Annotated in this window: 18 protein-coding genes; 6 read left to right on the top strand and 12 right to left on the bottom strand. The window is 73.5% G+C overall.

Going from position 1 to position 25,356, the window contains the following annotated elements; genetic code table 11:
- Positions 1-32: 32 nt before the first annotated feature.
- Positions 33-1,322: an alpha-hydroxy-acid oxidizing protein gene (locus tag J7523_RS17220; RefSeq protein ID WP_291889402.1), complete on the bottom strand. Its 1,290-nt coding sequence runs from the start codon at positions 1,320-1,322 to the stop codon at positions 33-35.
- Between the two features lie 148 nt (positions 1,323-1,470).
- Between J7523_RS17220 and J7523_RS17215 the strand changes: the two genes are divergently transcribed.
- The gene (locus J7523_RS17215) at positions 1,471-3,138 is read left to right on the top strand and encodes a methyl-accepting chemotaxis protein (protein ID WP_291889400.1); all 1,668 of its coding nucleotides are present in this window, start codon (positions 1,471-1,473) and stop codon (positions 3,136-3,138) included.
- Positions 3,139-3,283: 145 nt separating this feature from the next.
- Complete coding sequence (locus tag J7523_RS17210; protein ID WP_291889397.1) at positions 3,284-5,146, top strand: 5'-nucleotidase C-terminal domain-containing protein; 1,863 nt, start codon at positions 3,284-3,286, stop codon at positions 5,144-5,146.
- A 53-nt stretch (positions 5,147-5,199) separates the two neighbouring features.
- Here the strand turns inward: J7523_RS17210 and J7523_RS17205 are convergent, their stop codons facing one another.
- On the bottom strand, positions 5,200-6,312 hold the full coding sequence (locus J7523_RS17205) for a crosslink repair DNA glycosylase YcaQ family protein (protein ID WP_291889394.1): 1,113 nt from the start codon (positions 6,310-6,312) through the stop codon (positions 5,200-5,202).
- 175 nt (positions 6,313-6,487) lie between these two features.
- Here J7523_RS17205 and J7523_RS17200 point away from each other — a divergent pair, with 175 nt between their 5' ends.
- Entirely contained in the window at positions 6,488-8,419 is a 1,932-nt protein-coding gene (locus J7523_RS17200) for a glycoside hydrolase family 15 protein (RefSeq protein ID WP_291889391.1), read from the top strand.
- Between the two features lie 6 nt (positions 8,420-8,425).
- Here the strand turns inward: J7523_RS17200 and J7523_RS17195 are convergent, their stop codons facing one another.
- Complete coding sequence (locus J7523_RS17195; protein WP_291889389.1) at positions 8,426-9,202, bottom strand: hypothetical protein; 777 nt, start codon at positions 9,200-9,202, stop codon at positions 8,426-8,428.
- Between the two features lie 88 nt (positions 9,203-9,290).
- Here J7523_RS17195 and J7523_RS17190 point away from each other — a divergent pair, with 88 nt between their 5' ends.
- Positions 9,291-9,938 (top strand): NAD(P)-binding domain-containing protein, encoded by a 648-nt coding sequence (locus J7523_RS17190; protein ID WP_291889386.1) that lies wholly within the window; start codon positions 9,291-9,293, stop codon positions 9,936-9,938.
- A 6-nt stretch (positions 9,939-9,944) separates the two neighbouring features.
- Here the strand turns inward: J7523_RS17190 and J7523_RS17185 are convergent, their stop codons facing one another.
- The 7 genes from J7523_RS17185 to J7523_RS17155 all read right to left on the bottom strand — a co-directional run bounded on the left by J7523_RS17185 (position 9,945) and on the right by J7523_RS17155 (position 19,437).
- Positions 9,945-10,253 carry a DUF2249 domain-containing protein gene (locus tag J7523_RS17185; RefSeq protein WP_291889384.1) on the bottom strand — a complete coding sequence of 103 codons (309 nt, stop codon included), beginning with the start codon at positions 10,251-10,253 and terminating at the stop codon, positions 9,945-9,947.
- Between the two features lie 39 nt (positions 10,254-10,292).
- On the bottom strand, positions 10,293-11,042 hold the full coding sequence (gene narI / locus J7523_RS17180; RefSeq protein WP_291889381.1) for a respiratory nitrate reductase subunit gamma: 750 nt from the start codon (positions 11,040-11,042) through the stop codon (positions 10,293-10,295).
- Complete coding sequence (narJ, locus tag J7523_RS17175) at positions 11,039-11,743, bottom strand: nitrate reductase molybdenum cofactor assembly chaperone (protein ID WP_291889378.1); 705 nt, start codon at positions 11,741-11,743, stop codon at positions 11,039-11,041. The genes narI and narJ overlap by 4 nt, the downstream gene beginning before the upstream one ends.
- Positions 11,740-13,425 (bottom strand): nitrate reductase subunit beta, encoded by a 1,686-nt coding sequence (gene narH / locus J7523_RS17170; protein ID WP_291889376.1) that lies wholly within the window; start codon positions 13,423-13,425, stop codon positions 11,740-11,742. Before narH ends, narJ begins: the two co-directional genes overlap by 4 nt.
- 17 nt (positions 13,426-13,442) lie before the next feature.
- Positions 13,443-17,195 (bottom strand): nitrate reductase subunit alpha, encoded by a 3,753-nt coding sequence (locus J7523_RS17165; RefSeq protein WP_291889373.1) that lies wholly within the window; start codon positions 17,193-17,195, stop codon positions 13,443-13,445.
- 76 nt (positions 17,196-17,271) lie between these two features.
- On the bottom strand, positions 17,272-18,582 hold the full coding sequence (locus J7523_RS17160; protein ID WP_291889370.1) for an MFS transporter: 1,311 nt from the start codon (positions 18,580-18,582) through the stop codon (positions 17,272-17,274).
- A 111-nt stretch (positions 18,583-18,693) separates the two neighbouring features.
- Positions 18,694-19,437, bottom strand: coding sequence for a helix-turn-helix domain-containing protein (locus tag J7523_RS17155; protein ID WP_291889368.1), 744 nt, complete (start codon positions 19,435-19,437; stop codon positions 18,694-18,696).
- 107 nt (positions 19,438-19,544) lie between these two features.
- Between J7523_RS17155 and J7523_RS17150 the strand changes: the two genes are divergently transcribed.
- Together J7523_RS17150 and J7523_RS17145 are read left to right on the top strand one after the other, a co-directional pair.
- Complete coding sequence (locus tag J7523_RS17150; protein ID WP_291889364.1) at positions 19,545-20,795, top strand: hypothetical protein; 1,251 nt, start codon at positions 19,545-19,547, stop codon at positions 20,793-20,795.
- Positions 20,792-23,437, top strand: coding sequence for a multicopper oxidase domain-containing protein (locus J7523_RS17145; protein ID WP_291889360.1), 2,646 nt, complete (start codon positions 20,792-20,794; stop codon positions 23,435-23,437). The genes J7523_RS17150 and J7523_RS17145 overlap by 4 nt, the downstream gene beginning before the upstream one ends.
- Positions 23,438-23,452: 15 nt before the next feature.
- Here J7523_RS17145 and J7523_RS17140 read toward each other — a convergent pair whose 3' ends face one another.
- Both J7523_RS17140 and J7523_RS17135 read right to left on the bottom strand, forming a co-directional pair.
- Complete coding sequence (locus J7523_RS17140; RefSeq protein WP_291889357.1) at positions 23,453-24,691, bottom strand: MFS transporter; 1,239 nt, start codon at positions 24,689-24,691, stop codon at positions 23,453-23,455.
- Positions 24,688-25,218, bottom strand: coding sequence for an NUDIX domain-containing protein (locus J7523_RS17135; RefSeq protein WP_291889354.1), 531 nt, complete (start codon positions 25,216-25,218; stop codon positions 24,688-24,690). The genes J7523_RS17140 and J7523_RS17135 overlap by 4 nt, the downstream gene beginning before the upstream one ends.
- Positions 25,219-25,356 lie beyond the last annotated feature (138 nt).

Below are 25,356 nucleotides of genomic sequence, written 5' to 3'. Positions count from 1 at the left end.
GCGACGATGGGCGCCTGGCTGGGACGCGAGGCCTAGGCGAGCAGGTCGGGGCCGATCTCGTCGAGCGTGCGCACCCCGCACAGCGCCATCGTGAGGTCCAGCTCGGCCCACACGTGCTCCATCACGGCACGGGCACCGTCGGCCCCGGCGAGTGCGAGCCCGTACACCCACGGCCGCCCGAGGAGCACCGCACGGGCGCCCAGCGCGAGCGCCTTCACGACGTCCGACCCGCTGCGCACGCCGCTGTCGAACAGCACAGGCACCCGCCCGTCGACCCGCTCGACGACCCCCGGCAGCGCATCGAGCGACGCGACCGCGCCGTCGACCTGCCGCCCGCCGTGGTTCGACACGACGATCCCGTCGACGCCGTGGTCGAGCGCGAGGTCCGCGTCGCGTGCGTCCTGCACGCCCTTGAGCACGATCGGCAGCGACGTGCGCGACCGCAGGCGCGCGAGGTCGTCCCACGTGAGCGTCGACCGGGAGAACACGTCGAGGAACGTCTCGACCGCCGCGCGGGGGAGCGGGGAGCGCAGGTTGTCGCGCAACCGACCCGGGTGGTGCCGGGAGATCGAGACGAGCGCGCGCACGGCAGCGGGGGTCGGGCGCGGCGACGGCTGCGTCGGGCGCGGACCGGAGGCGCGCCGCTCGACGAGCCGCCGGAACGCGGGGTCGCTCGTGTACTGCGCGATGCCCAGCCCGCGCGCGAACGGCAGGTAGCCGAGGTCGAGGTCGCGGGTCCGCCAGCCCAGCACGTGGGTGTCGAGCGTGACGACGACCGCCTCGGCCCCCGTGGCGACGGCCCGGTCGACGAACGAGTCGACGACGTCGTCGTCCTTGCTCCAGTACAGCTGGAACCAGTGCGGAGACCCGCCGAGCTCGGCCGCGGTCCGCTCCATCGGCACCGACCCCTGCGACGACACGACGAACGGCAGGCCGAGCGCGCGAGCGGCCCGCGCCGCGGCCACGTCCGCCTCGCGGTGGACCGTCTCCAGGACGCCGACGGGTGCGAACAGCAGCGGTGCCGGGAGGCGACGGCCGAACAGCTCGACGGACGTGTCGCGCGCCCCGACGTCGACGAGCACGCGCGGCACGAGCCGGTGCCGGTCGAACGCCTCGAGGTTGGCGCGCGCGGTGCGCTGCTGCCCGGCGCCGCCCGCGACGTACGCCCACGCGGACCGGCTCATCCGGCGGCGGGCGGCGGCCTCGAGCGCGGCGGGCTCGACGGGCACGACGGGCCCGTGCCCGAGCACGCCCGCGCGGTAGATCCGCGACTGCACCCCGCGGCCGACCGAGGGCCCCGTCCGGCTCGCGTCGTCGCTCACGTGCGCAGTGTGGCACGGCCCTCGCGACGCTCCGACCTGCGGACGGGGGACGGGTCCGCGCCAGGTATCGAAACTTCTCATGCGACGTCCGGGCCGGCCGATGGGCCACACGGGTGCGTCCGCGCCCTGTGCGCCCAAGGAGGAGCTCGTGCAGCTGATCCGTGCCGCCGTCGGCCGACTGAGCGGTGCCGTGCGCGGCGTCGTGCCCGCGGTCGCGCGTGTCGTCCGCCCCGGCATCGGTCGCCGCATGGCGCTCGGCTTCGGCGCGTCGATCCTGTGCGTGCTCGCGATCGCGCTGCTCGGCACGTTGCGCGTGGCGCAGGTCGAGGAGCGGCTGAGCACGATCAACGACGTCAACGGCGTCAAGCAGAGCTACGCGATCGACATGCGCAGCTCGGTGAACGCCCAGGCCGTCTCGATCCGCGACGTCGTCCTGATCGTGGCGCGCGACCAGCACCTGCTGGACAAGGAGATCGCCCACCTCGGCGAGGAGGCGGACGCCTACTCGGCGGCGCGCGCCAAGATGGCCGACCTTGTCGCTGACCGTTCTGCCGTCTCCGAGACGGAGCTCGACGCGCTCGCGACGATCGACGACGTCGAGTCGCGCACGCTGCCCGTGATCGCACGCGTCGTGCAGATGCGTCAGGACCAGGACCCGCAGATGAGCCGCGTGATCGCCGAGGCCGCGAAGCCCGCGTTCGACGAGTGGCTCGCGGCCCTCGACGACCTCATCCGGCTCGAGGACGACATGAACGCGGCCCAGACCACGCAGGCTCGGGCGATCGCCGGCGGCTTCCGCGCGATGAGCCTCGGCGCGGCCGCGATCGGCGTGGCCATCTCCGTCGTCATCGCGATCAGCGTCACCCGGAGCGTGACCCGTCCGCTCGCCCGGGCCGTCGACGTGCTCGAGTCCGCCGCGGCCGGCGACCTCACGGCGCGCATCGGCGGCACGTCTCAGGACGAGATGGGCCGGATGTCGCGCTCGCTCGACGAGGCGCTGACGGCGTTCGGCGGCGTGCTGTCGACGTTCGCCGACCGGGCCGACGGTCTGCGCGGCACGAGCCAGCGGGTGGCGGCCCTGTCCGAGCAGGTCGCCGCCGGTGCGAACCAGTCGTCCGAGCAGGCCGAGTCGGTCGCCGCCGCGTCCCGGCAGGTGTCCGACACCGTGCAGGCCGTCGCGGCGGGCACCGAGCAGATGGGCTCGTCGATCCGCGCGATCGCGCAGAGCGCGACGGACGCGTCGGCGGTCGCCGACCGGGCCGTCACGACCGTGACCAGCGCGACCACGACCATCGAGCGGCTCGGCGAGTCGAGCAAGGCGATCGGCGACGTGGTGCACGTCATCTCGTCGATCGCGGCGCAGACGAGCCTGCTCGCGCTCAACGCCACGATCGAGGCGGCGCGCGCGGGCGAGGCCGGCAAGGGGTTCGCCGTCGTCGCGTCCGAGGTGCGCGAGCTCGCGGGGCAGACGGCGCGCGCGACCGACGACATCACGTCCCGGATCACCGCGATCCAGGAGGACAGCGCCGGTGCCGTCGGGGCGATCGCCACCGTGGCGGGCGTCATCACGCAGATGAACGAGCACCAGGCGACGATCGCCGCCGCCGTCGAGGAGCAGACGGCGACGACCGCGGCGATGGACCGCGGGGTCGCGGACGCCGCGTCCGGGACGGCGCGGATCACCGAGAGCATCGAGGGCGTCGTCGACGTCGCACGGGCCACGCGGGCGTCCGTCGCGGACTCGCGCGGCGCGGCCGACGACCTCGCCCAGGTGTCGGCGGAGCTGACCGAGCTGGTCACGCAGTTCCGGTACTGAGCAGGCGGCTCTCGTGCGGGCAGCGTCCTGACCTGGGCGTTCGCCCGGCGGCCACCCGGTCGAGGCGCCCGCGTCACCCGTCCGAGGTACCGTGCGCGTCGCACCGCAACCCGGTGCACAACCGACAGCACGGGAGGACTCAGGCATGAGGATGACCAACCTGCAGCGTCGCAGGGTCCGAGGCGGGGTGGTGGCGGCAGCCACGGCCCTGCTCGTCGGGCTCGCCTCGCCCGCGATGGCCGGTGGTGGGCCCGGCGGCGGGCACGGTGGCGGTCCCGGGCACGGACCGTCCGACGACTACCGCCTCACCGTCATGGGCACCACGGACCTGCACGGCAACGCCCTGAACTGGGACTACTTCAAGGACGCCGAGTACGACGACAGCGCCCACAACGACGTGGGTCTCGCGAAGGTCTCGACGCTCGTCAACCAGGTCCGCGCCGACCGTGGTGCGCGCAACACGCTGCTCATCGACGCCGGCGACACCATCCAGGGCACGTCGCTCGCGTACTACTTCGCCAAGATCGAGCCGATCTCGAAGAAGGTCGAGCACCCGATGGCGACCGCGATGAACGCGATCGGCTACGACGCCGCCGCCGTCGGGAACCACGAGTTCAACTACGGCGTCCCGTACCTGCGGACCTTCGAGAAGCAGCTCGACTTCCCGCTGCTCGCGGCGAACGCGCTCGACGACGGCACCGGCCGCCCCGCTTTCCGCCCCTACACCATCAAGACCGTGACCGGGCACCACGGACGAGCGGTGCGCGTCGGCATCCTCGGCCTGACGAACCCCGGCATCGCGATCTGGGACAAGGCCAACGTCGAGGGCAAGATGCACTTCGACGGGCTCGTCGAGCAGGCGTCGCGGTACGTCCCCGAGATGCGCCGCAAGGGCGCGGACGTGGTCGTCGTCGCTGCGCACTCCGGGGCCGACACGTCGTCGTCCTACGGCGACGCGCTGCCGTTCCCCGAGAACGCCGCGACGCTCGTCGCGCAGCAGGTGCCCGGCATCGACGCGATCCTCGTGGGCCACGCGCACCAGGAGATCCCCGAGCGGGTCGTCACCAACACGGCGACCGGCAAGCCCGTCGTGCTGTCCGAGCCGCTCAAGTGGGGCGAGCGGCTGTCGGTGTTCGACATCGACCTGTCGTTCGCCCGGGGCCGGTGGTCCGTGCAGCAGGTGCACGCGCAGGTGCTCAACTCGAACACCGTGCCCGAGGACCCGAAGATCGTCCGCCTGCTGCAGGCCGACCACCAGAAGGCCGTCGACTACGTGAACAGCGTGATCGGCACGGCGACCGAGGCCATGTCGGCCGCGACCGCCCGGTACGAGGACACCTCGGCGCTCGACTTCATCAACCGGGTGCAGGCCGAGACCGTCAAGGCCGACCTCACCGGCGCCGACGCCGACCTGCCTGTGCTGTCGATCGCGGCCCCGTTCAACAAGGACGCGGCGATCCCCCAGGGCGACGTCACCGTCGGCGACATCGCCGGGCTGTACATCTACGACAACACGCTCCTGGGCATCAAGCTCACGGGCGCGCAGGTCAAGGCGTACCTCGAGAAGTCGGCCGAGTACTTCAAGCCCGCACCGACGCCCGGCACGTACGCGGCGGCCGACCTCACCAACGCGCCGACGGCGACCGCGCCCAACGGCACGCCGGACTACAACTACGACGTCATGGGCGGGCTCGACCAGCCGCTGACCTACGACATCGACCTGGCGCAGCCCGTCGGCAGCCGCATCACCGGGCTCGCGTACGGCGGTGTGCCGGTGACCGACGACCAGCAGTTCGTGGTCGCGATCAACAACTACCGGCAGTCCGGCGGCGGGAACTTCCCGGGCGTCGTCGGTGCACCCGTGGTGCACAACCGGCAGCTCGAGATCCGGCAGCTGCTCATCGACTGGGTGACCGAGCACCAGGTGATCGACCCGGCGCTGTTCTCGGCGACCAACCCCGACTGGCAGCTCACGTCGGGCGGGACGCCGCTGACGATCACGCCGTGACCGTCACCGCATGACCCGGGCGCCGCGTCCCCTCGTCGGGGGCGCGGCGCCCGTCACGTCTCGCGGACGAGGTCCAGGTCGAGCCAGCGGGCCAGGTCGGCGATCTCGGCGTCGACGTCGGCCCTCGTCGCGGCCGACCAGTCGCCGTCCTCGTGCACCGCGTGCACGCGCAGCACGCCCGCACGGGTGTCGGCCGTCGCGTCGAGCTTGCCGACCAGCCGGTCCCCGTGCAGCACGGGCAGCGCGTAGTAGCCCCACCGCCGCACCCGGGCCGGCTTGAACATCTCCAGCGCGTACTCGAACTCGAAGATCTCCGTCATCCGCTTGCGGTCGTGCAGCAGCCGGTCGAACGGGGACAGCAGCGCCGCCCGCCCGTCGAACGTCCCGTCCTGCACCGCGTCGAGGTGCGACGGGTCGACCCGCCACCGCCCCCGGACACCCTCGACGACTGCGGGCTCGCCCGCCTCGCCGACGTCCAACGGCTCGACGGGGCACTCCGGGCCGCGCGAGCGCGCGATGCCGAGCGCACCGAGCCGCCGCTCGTCGCGCAGTCGCAGCGACTCCTCCAGGGGCGGCACCGGACCGTCGGGGTACACGCGCTCGGCGAGGTCCCACAGCCGCTCCTTGCCGGTCCCGCCCGCAGCGGCGACCTCGCCGGTGCGGACCATGACGTGCAGCATCATCGTGACGTTGCGGTTGTTGTTCCAGCCCGACGACTGCCACGGCTCGACGCACAGGTCCGGCAGCTCGCTGAGCGGCAGCGGGCCGTCGGCGCGCAGCCGCTCGAGGATGTCCAGGCGGCAGGCCTGGTTCCGGCGCAGCCACTCGACGTTCGCGCGCTGCCACCCGGTGAGCTCGCCCGCCGCCCACACCGCCATCTCGGCGCGGTACAGGGCCAGGTCCTCGGCCGGGCGCACCGTGCCGCGGTACTCCAGGAGCGACTGGTCGTCGAGCGCGTCCGCGAGCTCGTCCGGGTCGTACGCCGAGCCGATCCGGCTCCACAGCACCAGGTCGGCGCTCGGCGCCACCGCGCTCGTCGGGTTGAGCTGCAGCAGCGAGAGCTCACGGACCGTGTCGTGCACGTCCGTCGGCCGGTCGGCCGTCAGCCGCTGCGCGCGCACGGCGACCCGCCGCGCGTCGTCCCGGGTGAGCTCGTGCACCGCCACGCCGCAGGAGCCTACGACCGCGGACCGACACCGGCAGCACGGCGGTGTGTCCGGTCCTCGACCGCGGCGCGCCATGACCGTCTCACCTCGCACGACGACGGTGCCGGGGCACGCCGGCGAGCAGAATTTACCTGCACGAGCAGACAAGTCCGGCACGACGGGGCCACGCTGGACCATGGCCCCGCTCGTGACCGACCGCCGGCCGGACCCGACCCACCGGTCGTCGTTCCCGCCGATCGCGAACTACGCGTTCCTGTCCGACTGCGAGTCGAACTGCCTCATCGCCCCGAGCGGTGCCGTCGAGTGGATGTGCGTCCCCCGGCCCGACTCGCCGAGCATCTTCACGGCGCTGCTCGACCGGGCGGCCGGCTCGTTCCGCGTCGGGCCGCACGGCATCCGGGTCCCGTCGGCCCGCCGCTACCTGCCCGGCACGCTCGTGCTGGAGACCACGTGGCAGACGCCCACGGGCTGGCTCATCGTGCGGGACGCGATGGTGATGGGCCCCTGGCACAACACCGACGAGCGGTCCGCGACCCACCGCCGCACCCCGACGGACAACGACGCCGAGCACGTCCTGCTGCGGACGGTCACGTGCGTGAGCGGCACCGTGGACCTCGAGGTCGAGTGCGCGCCCGCACCGGACTACGCGCGTCGCGAGCCCCGGTGGGAGTACGCGAACAGCGGGTACAACGAGCTCGTCGCGGCACCGCCCGAAGGGGCGTCCGGCCCGACGCTGCGGCTCACGTCGAGCCTGCGGCTGGGCGTCGACGGCCGCACGGCGTCGGCCCGCACCCGCATGGTGAACGGCGACAAGGCGTACGTCGCGCTCGGGTGGTCGCCCCTGCCCAACCCCGCCACGTGGGACGAGGCGGCCGACGAGCTCTGGCGCACGCAGGAGTTCTGGCGCGAGTGGATCACGCAGGGCGTCTTCCCGGACCACCCGTGGCGCACCTACCTGCAGCGCAGTGCGCTCACGCTCAAGGGCCTCACGTACGCGCCGACCGGTGCCCTGCTGGCCGCGGCGACGACGAGCCTGCCGGAGACCCCGTGCGGCGAACGGAACTGGGACTACCGCTACGCGTGGATCCGGGACTCGACGTTCGCCCTGTGGGGGTTGTACACGCTCGGCCTGGACCGGGAGGCGAACGACTTCTTCGCGTTCATCCACGACGTCTGCCGGGACAACAAGGACCTGCAGATCATGTACGGCGTCGGCGGCGAGGAGAAGCTCGACGAGATCGAGCTCGACCACCTGTCCGGGTACGAGGGCGCCCGTCCCGTGCGGGTCGGCAACGCCGCCTACGAGCAGCGGCAGCACGACGTCTGGGGTGCCGTCCTCGACTCCGTCTACCTGCACGCCAAGTCGCGCGAGCAGCTGCCCGAGGCCCTGTGGCCCGTGCTCAAGCGGCAGGTCGAGGAGGCCGTCAAGCACTGGCACGAGCCCGACCGCGGCATCTGGGAGGTCCGCGGCGACTCGCAGCACTTCGTGTCGAGCAAGCTGATGTGCTGGGTCGCGCTCGACCGCGGCGCACGGCTCGCCCGCATGCACGACGAGCCCGACTTCGCGACGCAGTGGGCCAAGATCGCCGCCGAGATCCACGCCGACATCTGCAAGCACGGCGTCGACGACCGCGGCGTGTTCGTCCAGCGCTACGGGTCCGACGCGCTCGACGCGTCGCTGCTGCTCCTGCCGCTGCTGCGGTTCCTGCCCGCGAGCGACAAGCGCGTCCGCGCGACCGTCCTCGCGATCGCCGACGAGCTCACCGTGAACGGCCTGGTGCTGCGGTACAAGGTCGACGAGACCGACGACGGGCTCGAGGGCGAGGAGGGCACGTTCACGATCTGCTCGTTCTGGCTGGTCAGCGCGCTCGTCGAGATCGGCGAGCTCGAACGCGCGCGGGCACTGTGCGAGCGGCTGCTGTCGTTCGCGTCGACCCTCAACCTGTACGCCGAGGAGATCGACACCCGGTCCGGCCGGCACCTCGGCAACTTCCCGCAGGCGTTCACGCACCTCGCGCTCATCAACGCCGTCATGCACGTCATCCGGGCCGAGGAACGGGCCGGGCACGACGGCGTCCACTTCGAGCCGCCGAACCGGGGCGGCTGACGCACCTCAGCCCCCCGACGGCGTCCAGCGGGCGAGCTCCGCGTCGGCCGGGATCCACTGCCAGCTCGCGAGGATGCGGTCGGCCACGTCGACAGCTCGCGCGTGCCACGAGTACGACAGCACGCCCACGACGAACGCCCACCCGTCGTGGTCGACGTGCGTGTCCGTGAGCGTCGACGCACCCCCGAACGTGCACGTCGTGCGCCACCCGACCCCCGCCGGGGTGTCCACCCGGTCGACCGGCCCGATCGCCGCCTGCGGGGCGGTGTAGTGCGCGCGGGCCGCGTGGACCCGCTCGGCAGCGGGCTCCACCGCGTCGCCGCCGTCGCGCGGCCCGACGCGGCCGAGGCACACGACGAGGAGGTGCGTGCGAGGAGCCAGGACCACGCGCACGTCCTGGCGCTGGCCGTCCGTGCCCAAGGGGCCCGCCGCGACGTTGGGGCCCGGAGCGCGGAACGACTCTCCCGGCCGGCCGTCGCCGAGCGGCCAGACGACGACCCGGTGCGTCAGGGCGTACGGGTCGCTCGGCGGTGGGTCCGGCCGCCGCCACAGGGAGAGCACCGGGACGGAGCGGACCGCCCGACGGATCTCGTCCGCGTTCCGGGGGTCCCGCTTCACGGCCTGCCGGATCATCCGCTCGCGCAGGCGCCACAGGCTCAGCCAGCCCATCCCGAGCGTGAGCGCCGCGGTGGCGCCGGCGTAGGTCAGCAGGTGCAGGAGGGGCAGCACCGGGTCCGTGAGGACCGTACCCGGCGGCAGCGCGCCGGCGATCGCGAAGGTCACGTCGGGGCATCGGTGCAGGCGGGCGCAAAGTTGAGCACGGCGTCGCGCGACTCGGAACACCACCGCGGGGCCGGCCGTTGAGCCCGGCATGACGACACTCGGGATCATCGGCAGCGGCAACATCGGCGGCACCCTCGCGCGGCTCGCGGTGGCCGCCGGGTACGACGTGGTGGTGTCGAACTCGCGCGGGCCGGAGACGCTCACCGGGCTCGTCGAGGAGCTCGGCGACCGGGCGCGCGCCGGCACCGCGCAGGAGGCGGCCGCGGCGGGCGACCTCGTGGTCGTGTCCGTGCCGGTCAAGGCGGTCGACGACATCCCCGTCGAGCCGCTCGCCGGCAAGCTCGTGCTCGACACGAACAACTACTACTGGCAGCGCGACGGCCACATCCCCGAGCTCGACGCGCAGCAGATCACGAGCGCCGGCCTGCTGGCCCGGCACCTGCGCGACGCGCACGTCGTCAAGGCGTTCAACCACATCACCGCCGCCGACCTCGGCTCGCAGGGCGTCCCCGCAGGCACGCCGGACCGGCGGGCGCTCGCGATCTTCGGCGACGACCACGACGCCAAGGTCGGGGCAGCCGCGTTCATCGACACGATCGGCTACGACGCCGTCGACGGCGGTCCGCTCGACGAGAGCTGGCGCATCGAGCCCGGCACGCCGGGGTACGGGCCGCGGTTCGACGCGCCGGGGCTGCGCGGTGCGCTCGACGCCGCGGTCCGGCCCCAGGGCGCCTGACGGCAGTCAGCTCAGTCGCGTCAGGCGGACGTGCCATGCCTCCGGCCCGTCGACGAGGACCTCGACGTCGAGCTCGGCGCGCTCGCGGAGCTGGGCGATGAGCGGGCGGGGCAGGTGCGGCGCGACGAGGACCAGCGAGCCGCCGGGCGCGATGGCGTCGAACGCGCCGAACACGGTCGCGTGGCGGATGGCGTGCGGGATGGGGCGGACGTCGAGCACCGGGTCGGCCTCGTCGTGGCCGCCGCAGCCGCACGTGTGGCCGGCGGGCTCGGCGACCGGGGCGGTCGTGAGGATCTCGATGTTCTCGGCGGTCATGGGTCTCTCCTGTCGTTCGGTGCGGATCGGTGGTGAAGGTCAGCGGCGGGCGCCGGGGCGCTCGACGCGCTCCCAGCCCCGGCGGGGGACGCGGCTGCCGAGGTGGGCGTCGTCCTTGGTCCGGTAGACGATGTACGGCCGGGTGAGGTAGCCGACGGGCGCGGAGAACACGTGCACGAGCCGCGTGAACGGCCACAGGGCGAACAGCGACATCGCGCACAGCACGTGCAGCTGGAACGCGAGCGGCACGTCGGCCATGAGCGACGGGTCGGGCTGGAACGTGAGCAGGCTGCGGACCCACGGCGAGATCGACCCGCGGTAGTCGTACGCGTCGCCGAGCAGCTGGAACATCACGGTCGCGGTGGTGCCGAACGCGAGCGTCGCGCCGAGGACGACGTACATGAGCTTGTCCATGCGGGTCGTCGCGAGGAACACGGGTCCGACGGTCCGCCGCCGGTAGACGAGGATCGCGAGCCCGGCGAGCGTCAGCACGGCCGCGAGGGTCCCTGCCCACGTCGCGACCAGGTGGTACGCGTGCTCGGTGACGCCCACGGCCTCGAGCCACGGACGGGGGATCAGGAGGCCGACGACGTGCCCGCCGATCACCATGAGGATCCCGACGTGGAACATCGGCGACCCGGCCCGCAGCAGCCGCGACTCGTAGACCTGCGACGACCGGGTGGTCCAGCCGAAGCGGTCGTAGCGGTACCGCCACAGGTGCCCGACGACGAACACCGCGCCCGCGACGTACGGGACCACGACCCACAGCAGCACGTCTCGCGTGGTCATGCCGGTACCTCCTGGTGGTTGGACGAGCGCACGGTCGGGAACGGGAGCAGGGGTGCGGACAGGCCGACCGTCTCGCTCGGCGGGCCCGCCGAGACGAGGTCGGCGAACCGGGCGGCCGTCGCCTCGTCGACCGCGGGCAGCGTGAGGCACACGGCGTCGAGGACGTGCGCGTACGGGCTGCCCACGTGGTGCAGGGCCGAGCGCAGCAGCTCGATGCCGGCGCGGTGCGTGCCGAGCAGCGCGTCGGCGACGGGGCCGGGGTCGCGTGCGGACAGCTCGAGGACGGTCGGCAGGTGGTCGGGCAGCTCGTCGTCGCGCGGCTCCCACCCGCACGCCCGGTAGGCCTCGACGAACGTCACGAGGGCCATGCCGCGCCGCCGGGTGTCGCCCGCCGCGTAGTACGTCAGGTAGAGCGCGCAGCGGCGGCGCTGGTCGAACGTCTCGACGTAGTGCACCTGCTGGGTGTCGAGGTCGAGCGCGTCGGCGGCGTCGAGGAACGCGGCGAACGCGCCCGCGACCGCCCGCGGCAGGATCGCCGTCGAGTCCCGCAGCAGGCCGTGCCGCGCACGCAGCTCGGGCGTCGGGTAGTCGAGCAGCAGCGACGCGGCCATGTGCGCGACGACGCGCTCTCCCGGGTGGGTGTCGACCGGGTCGAGGAACGGCAACGACGGCGGGCGGCCGGTGCCGGCGCGGCGGCTCACGGGCGCCGCTCCGGTCCGTCGCCGTACCCCGGTTCGCCCTTCTCCGGCGGGAACATCCCCGGAGGGGCGCCGTTGCCGTCCCAGTTGAGCAGGTTGACGCGCGCGGGCTGCGACGCGCCGGCGGGCCGGTCGGCCGTCTGCCGGTTGCGCAGCGCGTGGAACGTCTCGACGGCGGCACGCACCGGACGGCCCGACGAGGAGCCGAACCGGCCCGCGCCGCCCATGCCCGGCCCGCCGTCGACGTCGAGGGAGCACCCGGTCGCCGTCTCCTCCAGCGCGCGGGCCGACTCGGCGTGCGCGGGCGGGATGACGTACCGGTCCTCGTACTTGGCGATCGCGAGCAGCCGGTACATGGCCTCGAGCTCGTCGGCCGTCATGCCGACGGCCTGCGCGATGCGCGGGTCCTGGTCGGTGCCGAGGTTGACGTTGCGCATGTGCGCCCGCATCGCGGCGAGCCTCTGCAGCACGGCCGTGACGGGGGCGGTGTCGCCCGCGGTGAACAGCCCCGCGAGGTACTCGACAGGGATGCGCAGCCGGTCGATCGCCGCGAACAGCGTCCGGGCGTCCTCGCCGTCGTTGCCCGACCCGGTGACCACGTCGACCACGGGGGACAGCGGCGGGATGTACCAGACCATCGGCATGGTCCGGTACTCGGGGTGCAGCGGCAGGGCCACCTGGTACGTCGAGATGAGCGCCCAGATCGGCGACCGCTGCGCGGCGAGCACCCAGTCGTGCGGGATGCCCTCGGCCTCCGCGGCGGCCACCACGGCCGGGTCATGCGGGTCGAGCAGCACGGACCGCTGCGCGTCGAGCAGCTCGGCGGGGTCCTCGACGGACGCGGCCTCCAGCACGCGGTCGGCGTCGTACAGCACGAGCCCGAGGTACCGCAGGCGGCCGACGCAGGTCTCCGAGCACACCGTCGGCAGGCCGACCTCGAGGCGCGGGTAGCACATCGTGCACTTCTCGGCCTTGCCGGTCTTGTGGTTGAAGTAGACCTTCTTGTACGGGCAACCCGACACGCACATGCGCCAGCCGCGGCACTGGTCCTGGTCGACGAGCACGATGCCGTCCTCGGCCCGCTTGTACATCGCGCCCGACGGGCACGACGCGACGCACGACGGGTTGAGGCAGTGCTCGCAGATGCGCGGCAGGTAGAACATGAACGCCTGCTCGAGCTCGGCGGTCACCTGCTCGCTCATCTGCTGCAGGACGGGGTCCTGCGCCATGGTCTCGGTCGAGCCGCCCAGGTTGTCGTCCCAGTTCGCCGACCAGTGGATCTGCATGGCCTTGCCCGTGAGCAGGGACATCGGCCGGGCGACGGGCGTGTGCTCGCCCTGCGGCGCGGACAGCAGGGTGTCGTACTCGTACGTCCAGGGCTCGTAGTAGTCGCGGATCTCCGGCAGCCTCGGGTTCGAGAAGATGTGCGACAGCTTGGTGAACCGGCCCCCGGACCTCAGACGAAGGCGCCCGCGCTTGTTGCGGACCCAGCCGCCGCCCCACTTCTCCTGGTCCTCGTACGTGCGCGGGTACCCCACCCCGGGCCGCGTCTCGACGTTGTTGAACCAGACGTACTCGACGCCCGTGCGGTTCGTCCACGCCTGCTTGCACGTGACCGAGCAGGTGTGGCAGCCGATGCACTTGTCGAGGTTCATCACCATCGCCATCTGTGCCATGACCTTCATGCGACTCTCCCTCCGCGTCAGTACGTGACGTCTTGCGACCGACGTCGGATGGTCGTGACCTCGTCGCGCTGGTTGCCCGTCGGGCCGAGGTAGTTGAAGGCGAACGAGAGCTGCGCGTACCCGCCGACCAGGTGCGACGGCTTGAGCAGCACGCGCGTGAGCGAGTTGTGGATGCCGCCGCGCAGGCCTGACGTCTCCGAGCGGGGGACGTCCACCGTGCGGTCCTTCGCGTGGTACATGAAGACCGTGCCGGCGGGCATGCGGTGGCTGACGATCGCGCGGGCGACGACGACGCCGTTGCGGTTGTACGCCTCGATCCACTCGTTGTCCCGGACGCCGATGGTGTCGGCGTCCTGCGGCGACATCCAGATCGTCGGGCCGCCGCGCGAGAGCGACAGCATGAACAGGTTGTCCTGGTACTCGGAGTGGATCGACCACTTGGAGTGCGGCGTCAGGTAGCGGACGGTGACCTCGGCGTGGCCCTCGGAACCGGGGGCGCCCGACGGGCCGGTCACGCCCGGCGTGCGGTCGCCGAAGAGGCGGCCCAGGTCGAGCGGCGGCCGGTAGACGGGCAGGTTCTCGCCGAGCTCGCTCATCCAGTCGTGGTCGAGGAAGAAGTGCTGCCGGCCGGTGAGCGTGTGCCACGGCTTGAGCTGCTCGACGTTGATGGCGAACGCCGTGTACCGGCGGCCGCCGTGCTCCGACCCCGACCACTCGGGCGACGTGACGACCGGGACGGGCCGGGCCTGCACGTCGGGGAACGTGATGCGCTTGCCCTCGTGCTCGCGCGCCAGCCAGGCGAGCTCGGTGCCGCTCTGTCGCTCGACGTGCTCGAAGCCCTGGACCGCGAGACGTCCGTTCGTGGTGCCCGACAGGGCGAGGATCGTCTCGCACACGTGCTGCGCGGTCGTGAGGCGGGGCCGCCCGGCGGCAGGACCGGACGGAGTCGTCCCGTTGAGGCGGCCGAGCTCGGCGACCTCCTGGTCGGGCATGAACGTCACGCCCTTGGTGACCATGCCGACCTTCGCGGTGAGCGGGCCGAGCGACGTGAACCGGTCGGCCAGCGCGGTGTAGTCCCGCTCGACGACGACGAGCTTTGGCATCGTCACGCCCGGGACCAGGTCGTCGACGTCGCGCACCGTGCCGTGCGGGGTCGCGAGCTCGTCGGGCGTGTCGTGCAGCAGCGGGACCGCGACGAGGTCCTCGCGCGTCCCGAGATGGCCCTCGGACAGCCGCGAGACGGCGCGGGCGAGCGTGACGAAGATGTCGAAGTCCGTGCGGGTCTGCCACGGCGGCGCGATGGCCGGGTTGAACGAGTGCACGAACGGGTGCATGTCCGTGGTGGACAGGTCGTGCTTCTCGTACCAGGTGGCCGCGGGCAGCACGACGTCGGAGAACAGCGTGGTCGACGTCATCCGGAAGTCGCTCGTGACGAGCAGGTCGAGCTTGCCGCGGGGTGCCTCGCCGTGCCAGGCGATGCTCGCAGGGCGGCGGTTCGGGCCCGACTCCTCGGCCATGACGGCCGCATCCGTGCCGAGCAGGTGGCGCAGGAAGTACTCGTTGCCCTTGCCCGACGAGCCCAGCAGGTTGGCCCGCCACACGGTGAGCACGCGCGGGAAGTTGGCCGGGTCGTCGGGGTCCTCGCACGCGAAACCGAGCCGACCCTCACGCAGCTCGTCGACGACGTACTGCGCGGGCTCGACACCGGCCGCGCGCGCCTCGTCGACCAGGTCGAGCGGATTGCGGTCGAACGTCGGGTACGACGGCATCCACCCGCGTCTCGCCGACTCGACGAGGCAGTCGGCGGTCGTCCGGCCCGCGAAGCGGCCCTCTGCCAGCGGGGAGGCGAGCGCGTCGGCGGGCAGCCCGTCGTACCGCCACTGGTCGGTCGCGAGGTACCAGAACGCCGTGCCGATCATCTGCCGCGGCGGCCGCACCCAGTCGAGGCCGAACGCGTACTGCGCCCAGCCGGTCACGGGCCGGCACTTCTCCTGGCCGACGTAGTGCGCCCACCCGCCGCCGTTGACGCCCTGGCAGCCCGTCATCGTGACGAGCGCGAGGAACGTGCGGTAGATCGTGTCCGAGTGGAACCAGTGGTTGGTCCCGGCGCCCATGAGGATCATCGAGCGGCCGTTCGAGTCCTCGGCGTTCTGCGCGAACTCCCGGCCGATCCGCTCCGCAGCGGCGGCGGGGACGCCCGTGATCTCCTCCTGCCACGCGGGCGTGCCGGGGGTCGTCGGGTCGTCGTAGCCCGTCGGCCACGTGCCGGGCAGGCCGTCGCGCCCCACGCCGTACTGGGCGAGCAGCAGGTCGAAGACCGTCGTGACGACGGCGTCGCCGATGCGGGTCACCGGGACGCCGCGGCGGACCACGCCCGCACCGCCGGTGTGCTCGCTGCCGGTGACGTCGAACCGCGGCAGGTCGATCGCGACAGCATCGCCGTCGTGGGTCGCGAGGTCCGCGACGGACATCACGGGCTCGATCGAACCCAGGTCGAGGTTCCACGACCCCGCCTGCGCTGGGTCGAAACGGTGGCCGAGCGTTCCGTTCGGCACGCGCGGCGACCCGTCGGCGTCGAGGACCACGGTCATGAACGCGGCGTCGCGCGAGTGCGACTCACGCGGCGTCCCGTCGGGCCCCGCGACCGGCCCGTCGAGCTGGTCGGCCGTGAGGAACTTGTCCGGCACCCAGGCGTCGCCGCGGCGTCGCAGCGTGACGAGGTGCGGCGCGTCGGTGTACCGCGTCAGGTAGTCGACGAACCGCTGCGTGCGCCGCTCGACGAGGAACTCGCGCAGCACCACGTGGCCCATCGCCGTCGCGAGCGCGCCGTCCGTGCCCGGGTGCGGTGCGAGCCACTCGTCCGCGAACTTCGTGTTGTCCGCGTAGTCGGGCGAGACCGTCACGACCTTCTGGCCGCGGTAGCGGGCCTCCGTCATGAAGTGCGCGTCGGGCGTGCGCGTGACCGGCACGTTCGAGCCCCACATCATGAGGTAGCTCGCGTTCCACCAGTCCGCCGACTCGGGCACGTCCGTCTGGTCGCCGAACACCTGCGGGGAGGCGACCGGCAGGTCCGCGTACCAGTCGTAGAACGACAGCATCGTGCCGCCGAGCATCGTGACGAACCGCGCGCCCGAGCCGTGCGACACCATCGACATCGCCGGGATCGGCGAGAAGCCCGCGACGCGGTCGGGGCCGTACGTCTTGATCGTGTGCACGTGCGCGGCCGCGACGATCTCGGCCGCCTCGTCCCACGACGCCCGGACCAGCCCGCCCTTGCCGCGCGCCGACTTGTACGACCGGGCCGTCTCGGGGTCGCCGGTCACCTCGGCCCAGGCGAGCACCGGGTCGCCCGTGCGCTCCTTGGCCGCGCGGTACGCCCGCAGCAGCGCACCGCGCACGTACGGGTAGCGCACGCGCGTCGGCGAGTACGTGTACCAGGAGAACGCCGCGCCGCGCGGGCAGCCGCGGGGCTCGTACTCGGGGGAGTCGGGCCCGACCGACGGGTAGTCGGTCTGCTGCGTCTCCCACGTGATGATGCCGTCCTTGACGTACACCTTCCACGAGCAGGACCCCGTGCAGTTCACGCCGTGCGTCGAGCGGACCACCTTGTCGTGCGACCAGCGGTCCCGGTAGAACGCGTCGCCCTGCCGGCCGCCGTCGAGGAACAGCGCCCGCTTGTCGGCCGACATCGTGCCCGGTCGCAGGTGCGACCCGAGGCTCAGGAGCGCGTCGATCGCGGCGTTGTCGGTGCCGGTGGGGGACGGGTTCACGGCTGCCTCCTCCGAGGGGTGGTCGTCGAGCGGATCCAGCAGGCCCGGGCCGGGGCGAGCGCCGGCCCGGACGGGATCAGCTGGGGCGGGGCGCGCCGGGGCGGGCGTACTGGCGCCAGACGAGCGCCGTGCAGAGCGCGAAGTACACGGCCGCGCCGACGAAGAACGCCTGCGGGGCGACGAGCGACAGGCCGATGCCCACGAGGAACGGGCCGAACGCCGCGATGGCCGACGTGAACCCGATGACGCCCCCGGCCCGGCGGCGGTCGAAGATCATCGGCATCTGCTTGAACGTGCCCGCGTTGCCGATGCCGGCGAACGTGAAGATCGCGAGCATCCCGCCGAGGAACAGGCCGAACGTGCTGGTGTCCGTCGGGTCGAGGAAGAACACCGTGAACACCGTCGCGGCCGTCATCCCGATGCCGGAGACCAGGGTCCAGATCGCGCCGCCGAGCTTGTCGCACAGCGGGCCCCACGCGGCGCGTGTGATCGAGCCGAGCAGCGGCCCCAGGAAGATGTACTTCAGCGGGTCGGGCGCGCCCTCCATGCCGTCGTACATGTTCTTGATGAGCAGGCCGAACTGGGCGGCGAAGCCCGAGAACGCGCCGAACGTCATGACGTAGACCGCCGTCATGTACCAGGTGTGCTTCTCGCCGAAGATGTCGAGCTGCTCGCGGAAGTTCGCCTTGAGCGGGATGCGGCGCAGCCCGACGGCCGCGAGGATCGCGCCGAGCACCACCCACGGGATGAGCACGAGGCCCGCGTTGTGCAGGTAGATCTCGGACCCGTCAGCCTTGACCTGCGGCGACAGCGCCGCGGTGCCGAGCAGGCCGAACCCGACGACCCACGGCACCAGGAACTGGATGAGGCTCACGCCGAAGTTGCCGATCCCCGCCTGCAGGCCGAGCGCGGTGCCGGCCATGCGCTTGGGGAAGAAGTAGCTGGTCGACGGCATGAAGCCCGCGAACGCGCCGCCGCCGATGCCGCCCGCCGCCGCGAGGAGCAGCAGCATCGTGTACGGCGTGGACGGGTCGCGGACCGCGAGCACCCAGCCGGCCATCGGCAGGACCATCAGGGTCGCCGTGCCGCCGACGAGCGTGCGGGTGCCGACGATCGGCGGCAGGAACATGTAGATCAGCCGGCCGATGCCGCCCGCGAGTCCCGGGATCGCCGCGAGCCAGTACAGCTGGCCCTTCGACAGGTCGTACCCGATGTCGTTGAGGCGGGGCGCGATCGCGCTCACCAGGTACCAGACGCAGAACGCGAGCATCAGGTTGTACGTGGTGATCGCGAGGGTCCGCCACGCCAGGCGCTTGTCCCAGGTGGCGTCGTTCTCCGGGTCCCAGCCCGTGAGGGGCGGCTTGCGCAGCAGGGTCAGCGTCGACATCGGGACCTCCCGCGGTCCTCCGTTCCGTGGGCCCGTCTTCGGGCTCAGGCCGAGGATGACCGCGGGGCCGGGTGAGGTGCTCGCGAAAGTGCCGTGGAAAACCCGCCCGGCTCAGAGCGGGTCGGCGGCGGGTCCCTGGCCGGCCCTGACGAGCTGCAGGACGCAGTGGTCCGGGCCGACGAACGGCAGCAGCTTGTGTGCCGCGACCGGACCCGGGACGGCGTCGAGCACTCCCTGCGCGAGGCCCAGGTGCACGTTGCAGACCACCTCGGGGCGCGCCTGCGCGAGGTCCTTGAACGGGCACCGGTACAGGTGGAACGCCAGCTCGTCGCGGTCGAGCTCGGGGTCGAAGCCGAGCCGCTCGAGGTGCCCCTCGAGCGCGTCGAGCTGCCGGTCGGCGGACGGGGTGGCGTCAGGGGGCGTGGGGACGGGACCGAGTCCGTGGCCGCCGATCGTCGGGTCGTCCAGCATCGCCCGTCCGGCGGCCTGCGCGGCCTGCGTCGGCGAGCCGACCGATCGGCCGTAGCCCTCCAGCAGCACGCGCGTGAGGGCGACGCGCGCGATCGACTCCTCGATCCGGCGCTGCGCGTGCGGGTCGCTGCGCAGGTCGTCGGCCGACACCGCCCGGTAGACCATGCGCGGACGGCCCCGGACGGACCGCCGCTCGGGCGCCCGCTGCGCGAACCCGTCCGCGACGAGCCGCTGCAGGTGCTCGCGGGTGGTGTTCTCGTGCAGCCCGGTCGCGACCGCGAGCTCGCCGATCGTGTGCTCGGCTCCGTCCTGCAGCAGGTGCAGCAGGTCCACGCGGCTGCCGGACGCGAGAGTGCGCGCGGCCTGGGTGCGGCGGACGGACATACGAGCAGTATCGGCCGGTGCCCCGGGGGTCCGGCGTGGGACGGAGGTCCCGATCACCGGGACCTCCGTCCCAGGCCGACGCACCGTGGATAACTAGCGTCGAGCCCGTGGAAAACCGTCGCGGCACCACCCGCCCACCCCTGCGCGTGGTGCTCCTCGTGCCCGCCGGGCTGGCCCTGCTGGCCGGGCTCGACGGCGCGCTCGTGCTGCTCGGCGTGCCTGCGCCGATCCGGGCCGACCGGCTCGGCGACGTGCACGGCCAGCTCATGGTGCTCGGCGTCGTCGGGACGCTCGTCGCGCTGGAACGGGCCGTCGCCGTGCGTCGGACGCTCGCGTTCGCGTCGCCGGTGCTGCTCGCCGCCGGGTCGCTCGCGCTGCTGCCGGCCTGGCCGACGGTCGTCGGGCGCGCGCTGCACCTCGCCGGGACGCTCGCGCTCGTCGGGATCTACCTGCTCGTGTGGCGGCGGCAGCCCGTGTCCGCGGTCGCCGTCCAGGGGGCTGGCGCGCTCGCGGCCGCCGGGTCCGCGCTGCTGCTCCTCGCCGGGGTGCCGGTGCCGGTCGTCACGCCGTGGTTCGTCGCGTTCCTCGTCCTCACCGTCGTGGGTGAGCGGCTCGAGCTCATGCGGTTCGCGCCGCCGCCCGTCGCCGTGCGTGCCGCGCTCGTCGTCGCGACGCTGCTGCTGGTCATGGGCGCCGCGGTCGCGCTGCTGCACCCGGTCGCGGGCGGTGCCCTGCTCGGTGTCGCGCTCGTCGCGCAGGCCGCGCTGCTCGCCCGGCACGACGTCGCCCGCCGGACCGTCCGCAGCACCGGGCTCCCGCGGTTCATGGCGCTCGCGATGCTCGCCGGGTTCGCGTGGCTGGCCGTCGCCGGGTCGCTCTGGCTGCTGGCCGGGGCCGTGACCGACGGGCCCGCGTACGACGCCGTGCTGCACGCGGTGTTCCTCGGGTTCGTGATGTCGATGGTCATCGCGCACGCCCCCGTGATCCTGCCCGCGGTGCTGCGCCGGCCGCTGCCGTACCGGCCCGTGATGCTCGTGCCGCTCGCGCTGCTGCACGTGTCTCTCGCGTTCCGGCTGCTCGCCGGGGACGCGTGGGGGAGCGTCACGGCGGTGCGCGTCGGGGGCGTCGCGAACGTCGTCGCGGTGCTGATGTTCCTCGGGACGGCGGCGTGGAGCGTCGCCGTCGGGCCGCCCGCGCGCGACGCGGGACGTCGGCGGGCGGAGGACGAGCCCGACGACGGGCCGGACGACGTGCCGGCGACTGCCGTGCTCGATGACGCGCGGGCGAGCCCCGCACCGCCGACGGACGCACCCGCCGCGACGTCGGCCCCGATGTCCCTGAGCGTGGTCGCGCGATGAGCCGGGCGTCGTGGCACCTGCGGGCGAACGCCCTGGTGGTCGCGTGGCTCGTGGCGGCGGCGGCGCTCGCCCTCGGGCACCGGGCGGTACCGGCGGCGACCTGGATGATGGTCCACCTGCTGCTGCTCGGCGCGGTCAGCACCGCGATCCTCGTGTGGAGCCAGCACTTCGCGGACACCCTGCTGCGGCACCCTGCCCCGGGCGGGCGCGCCGGCCTGACGGTGCGGCTCGCGGCCCACACGGTCGGCGCGCTCGCCGTGCTCGCGGGTATCGCCGCGTCGCTCACGTGGCCCGTCGTCGTCGGTGGCGTGCTCGTCGCGGGCGCCGCGCTCGCGCAGGTCGTCACGATCGCGGTGCAGTCGAGGTCCGCGCTCCCGTCCCGGTTCGGGCACGCCGCCCGGTACTACGTCGCGGCCGGTCTGGTGCTGCCGGTCGCGGTGGCGTGCGGCGTCGCGATGGCGCGCGGGCACGTGTCCGACGGCCTGCACGGTCGCCTCTACGTCGCGCACGTCGCGCTCGCGCTGCTCGGCTGGGTCGGGCTGACCGTGCTCGGCACGCTCGTCGTGCTGTGGCCGACCGTGCTGCACGCGCGGATCGAGCCCGAGCACGAGCGCGCCAGCCGTCGAGCGCTGCCCGTGCTGCTCGGCGGGCTGCTGCTCGTGGCGCTCGGCGCCGGGACCGGGTGGCGGCCGGTCGTCGGCCTCGGTGCGCTCGTCGTCGTCGGCGGAACCGTGCTCGGTGGGGTCGTGATGGTCGCTCAGGCCCGGACCGCGGCGCCGAGGACGTACGCCGGGTGGAGCCTCGCGGCAGCCGTCGCGTGGCTCGTGGTGTGCACGATCCGGTTCGGTGCGGTCGTCGTCGCCGCGCCCGGCTGGGTCGAGGCGGCCGACCGGCTGCACGTGCTCGTCGCCCCGTTCGCCGTCGGGTTCGCGGCACAGGTGCTCGTCGGGTCGCTGTCGTACCTGCTGCCCGTGGTGCTCGGCGGGGGACCGTCCGTGGCGCGGCGCACGTCGGCCGAGCTGGACCGCGGGGCGCTCGTGCGGGTGGTCCTCGTGAACGGCGGCCTCGTGCTGTTCGCGCTGCCCGTGCCGAGCGCGGTCCGAGTGCTGACGTCGATGGTCGTGCTCGGGGCGCTCGTGGCGTTCCTCGTGCTCGCGGGGCGTGCGGTGCACGCGGCGCTGCGCCCCGCCGCCGTGCCGCCGACCGGTGGCGTCCCGGCGCCCGGCGGTGCGACCGCCGGCCCGTCGACCCCGACCCCGTCACGCAGCGGAGCCGCGGTCGTCGCGACCGGGGTCCTCGCGATGGCCGTCGCGCTCGGCGTCGCCGTCGACCCCGCGGCCGCCGGCATCGGCGCCGCTACCGTCCAGGAGCCCGTCGCGCCGACCGGGCACACCACGGCCGTCGCGGTGCGTGCGCTCGACATGCGGTTCAGCCCGTCGACCGTCGAGGTCCCGGTCGGCGACCGCCTGGTGCTGGACGTGACCAACGAGGACGGGGACGTGCACGAGCTCGTCGTCGAGACCGGCGCGCGCTCGGGACGGCTCGCACCCGGGGCCGCGGGCACGGTCGACGTGGGGGTCGTCGGGTCCGACCTCGACGGCTGGTGCCCGATCGCCGGGCACCGCCAGATGGGCATGACGCTGCAGATCGTCGCGGTCGGCGCGCCGGTCGCGGCGGCCACCACGACCGCTGCACCGAGCGAGCACGCCGGCCACGACATGGGTGCGATGACCGGGGACGAGCCCACGGGCGACGCCGCAGACGACCTCGACCTCATGGCGACCCCGGACGCGTCGTTCCGGCCGTACGACGCGACCCTCGCCCCCGCGGGCCCGACCACCCACCGGGTCACGTTGACGGTCCAGGAGGTCGTCCGTGAGGTCGCCCCAGGCGTCACACAGACGCTCTGGACGTTCGGCGGCCAGGCCCCCGGCCCGGTGCTGCACGGCCGGGTCGGCGACCGGTTCGAGATCACGCTCGTCAACGACGGCTCGATCGGGCACTCGGTCGACTTCCACGCGGGCGCGCTCGCCCCCGACGACGTGATGCGCACGATCCAGCCGGGCGAGTCGCTGACGTACGGCTTCACGGCGACGCGCTCGGGCATCTGGATGTACCACTGCTCGACGATGCCGATGTCGATGCACATCGCGAACGGCATGGTCGGCGCGGTCGTCGTCGACCCGCCGGGCCTTCTCGCCGTCGACCGCGAGTACGTCGTCGTGCAGTCCGAGCTCTACCTCGGCGCGCAGGGCGACGTCGCGGACGCCGCGAAGATCGCCGCCGGGACGCCCGACCTCGTGGTGTTCAACGGGTACGCGAACCAGTACCGCGACCGGCCGCTCACGGCCGTGGCGGGGGAGCGCGTGCGGTTCTGGGTGCTCGACGCCGGGCCGAACCGGCCGAGCGCGTTCCACGTGGTCGGCGGCCAGTTCGACACGGTCTACCGCGAGGGCGACTGGGTGCTGCGCGACGGCGGCTCGACGGGCACGGGCGGCGCGCAGGTGCTCGACCTCGCGCCCGCGCAGGGCGGGTTCGTCGAGCTCACGTTCCCCGAGGCGGGCACGTACGCGTTCGTGACGCACGCGATGTCGGACGCGGAGCGCGGGGCCGTCGGTCGGGTGGAGGTCACGAGCCGCTGAGCGCCCGTCGGGACGTCAGGGCCGGGCTGGGAACGCCCTGCGCGCGACCAGCACGACGACCAGCGCCACGGCCACGATGCCCGCCCCGACGAACGGCAGCACCCCGACCTCCCCCGACCGCAGCACGAGCGACCCGAGCGCCGCGCCCCCGGCGATGCCCACGTTGCTCGTCGCGTTCACGAGCGCGCCCGCCACGTCGGACGAGACCGCGTGCGTGCGGAGCGCCGCCGCCTGGGTCACGGACGGCACGGCCCCGTAGCCCGCGGTCCACAGAGCAGCACCCGCGACGACCGGCACGGAGGCGGGGAACACGAGCCCGACGAGCAGCAGCCCGACGGCCATCGCCCCGAGCGTGGCCAGCGCGGACAGCCGGGGGCGCCGGTCGAGGGTCGCGCCCGCGAACCACAGGCCCAGCAGCCCGACGGCCCCGAGGACCAGGAGCACCGGGCCGATCGCGGTCGGGGTGGCGCCGGCCGCGAGCAGCAGCACCGCGACGTACGTGTAGACCGTGAAGTGCGCGAGGAACGTCACCATGTTCGCGGTCGTGACGATCGCGAGCCGGCGACGGCGCGTCCGCAGGTCGCCGCTGGACTCGGGCGGCGCGGGGTCCACGGCGGCGACGGGGCGCAGCAGGAGCAGCACCAGCCCGACGGCGAGCACGCTGAGGCCCGTGAGCACGACGAATGCGACCCGCCACCCGGCGGCGGCGCCCAGCGCCGTGAGCGCAGGGACGCCGAGGACGAAGCCGACCGACACACCCGACGCCGCGAACGACATCGCCCGCCCGACGAACTCAGGCCTCACCAGCCGCGACGCGTAAGCGATGCTCAACGAGAAGAACAGCGCGTGCGCGAGACCGCCGAGAGCCCGCCCGACGACCACGACGGCGAACGTCGGCGCGACGGCCGTGAGCGCGGTGCCGGCGGTGAACACGACGAGCGTCCCGACGAGCAGGCCCTTGCGGGGCAGGTGCCGGGTCAGCACGGTCAGCGGGACGGCCAGTGCGGCGACCATCACCGCGTACACGGTGACGAGCAGGCCGGTGGTGGACTCCGGGACGTCGAACGTGGCACTGATCTGCGGCAGGAGGCCGACGGGGAGCGCCTCGGTGGTGATCGCGACGAACGTGGCGGCGGTCAGCGCCGCGAGGCCGGGGACGGCCTCGCGCAACGTCCCGCCGGTGTGCTCGCCCCCGCCGAGCTGCGCGGCTCCCAGTCCGCCTGCGCGGGAGCCCTCCGGCTCGCCGTGCGTCACCGGGGGAGGCCGTCGAGCATCGCGGCCAGCCGCTCGACGAGCTCGGCCTGGGCCTTGACCACGACCCGGCGAGCCTCGTCGGGCGCGAACCACGCCGCCCGGTCGATCTCCGGGACCAGCTGCGTGCGGCCCGACCGGGGCGGCCACTCGACCTCGACCAGGTTGCTGGAGACCTGCTCCACGTCGAGGTCGCCTTCCCGCGCCCACGCGACCACGGTCTTCCCGCCGCTCTGCTTCACCTGACCGAGCTCCAGGTCGTCGACCAGCGCGGGCGGCGGCGGGGCGCCGAGCTCTTCGGTGAACTCGCGGACGGCGGCGTCGTGCAGCGGCTCGTCCGCCTCGGGCAGGCCCTTCGGGATCGACCACGCGCCCTCGTGCTTGCGGGCCCAGAACGGTCCGCCCATGTGCCCGAGCAGCACCTCCACACCGCCGGGTCCGCGGCGGTAGAGCAGCAGGCCGGCGCTGGTCGCCATGCGCGCCTCCCGTCGTCCGAGCGGCGCGAACCACCGCACCACCTGGACCAGCATGCGCGAGACGACAGGCGCACGCCCGCTTTCGTCCGCGTCGCCGGTCCAGGGGCCGCCGACGGCACCGGCGCCGCCCGGCCGGCGGTCCCCGCGCCGCGGGCCGCCCGCCGCGATACTGGCTCGATGGGACGCCGACGC

This window comes from Cellulomonas sp., from assembly GCF_017744555.1.
Lineage (GTDB): Bacteria > Actinomycetota > Actinomycetes > Actinomycetales > Cellulomonadaceae > Cellulomonas.
This window is presented reverse-complemented; position numbering and strand designations above follow the sequence as displayed.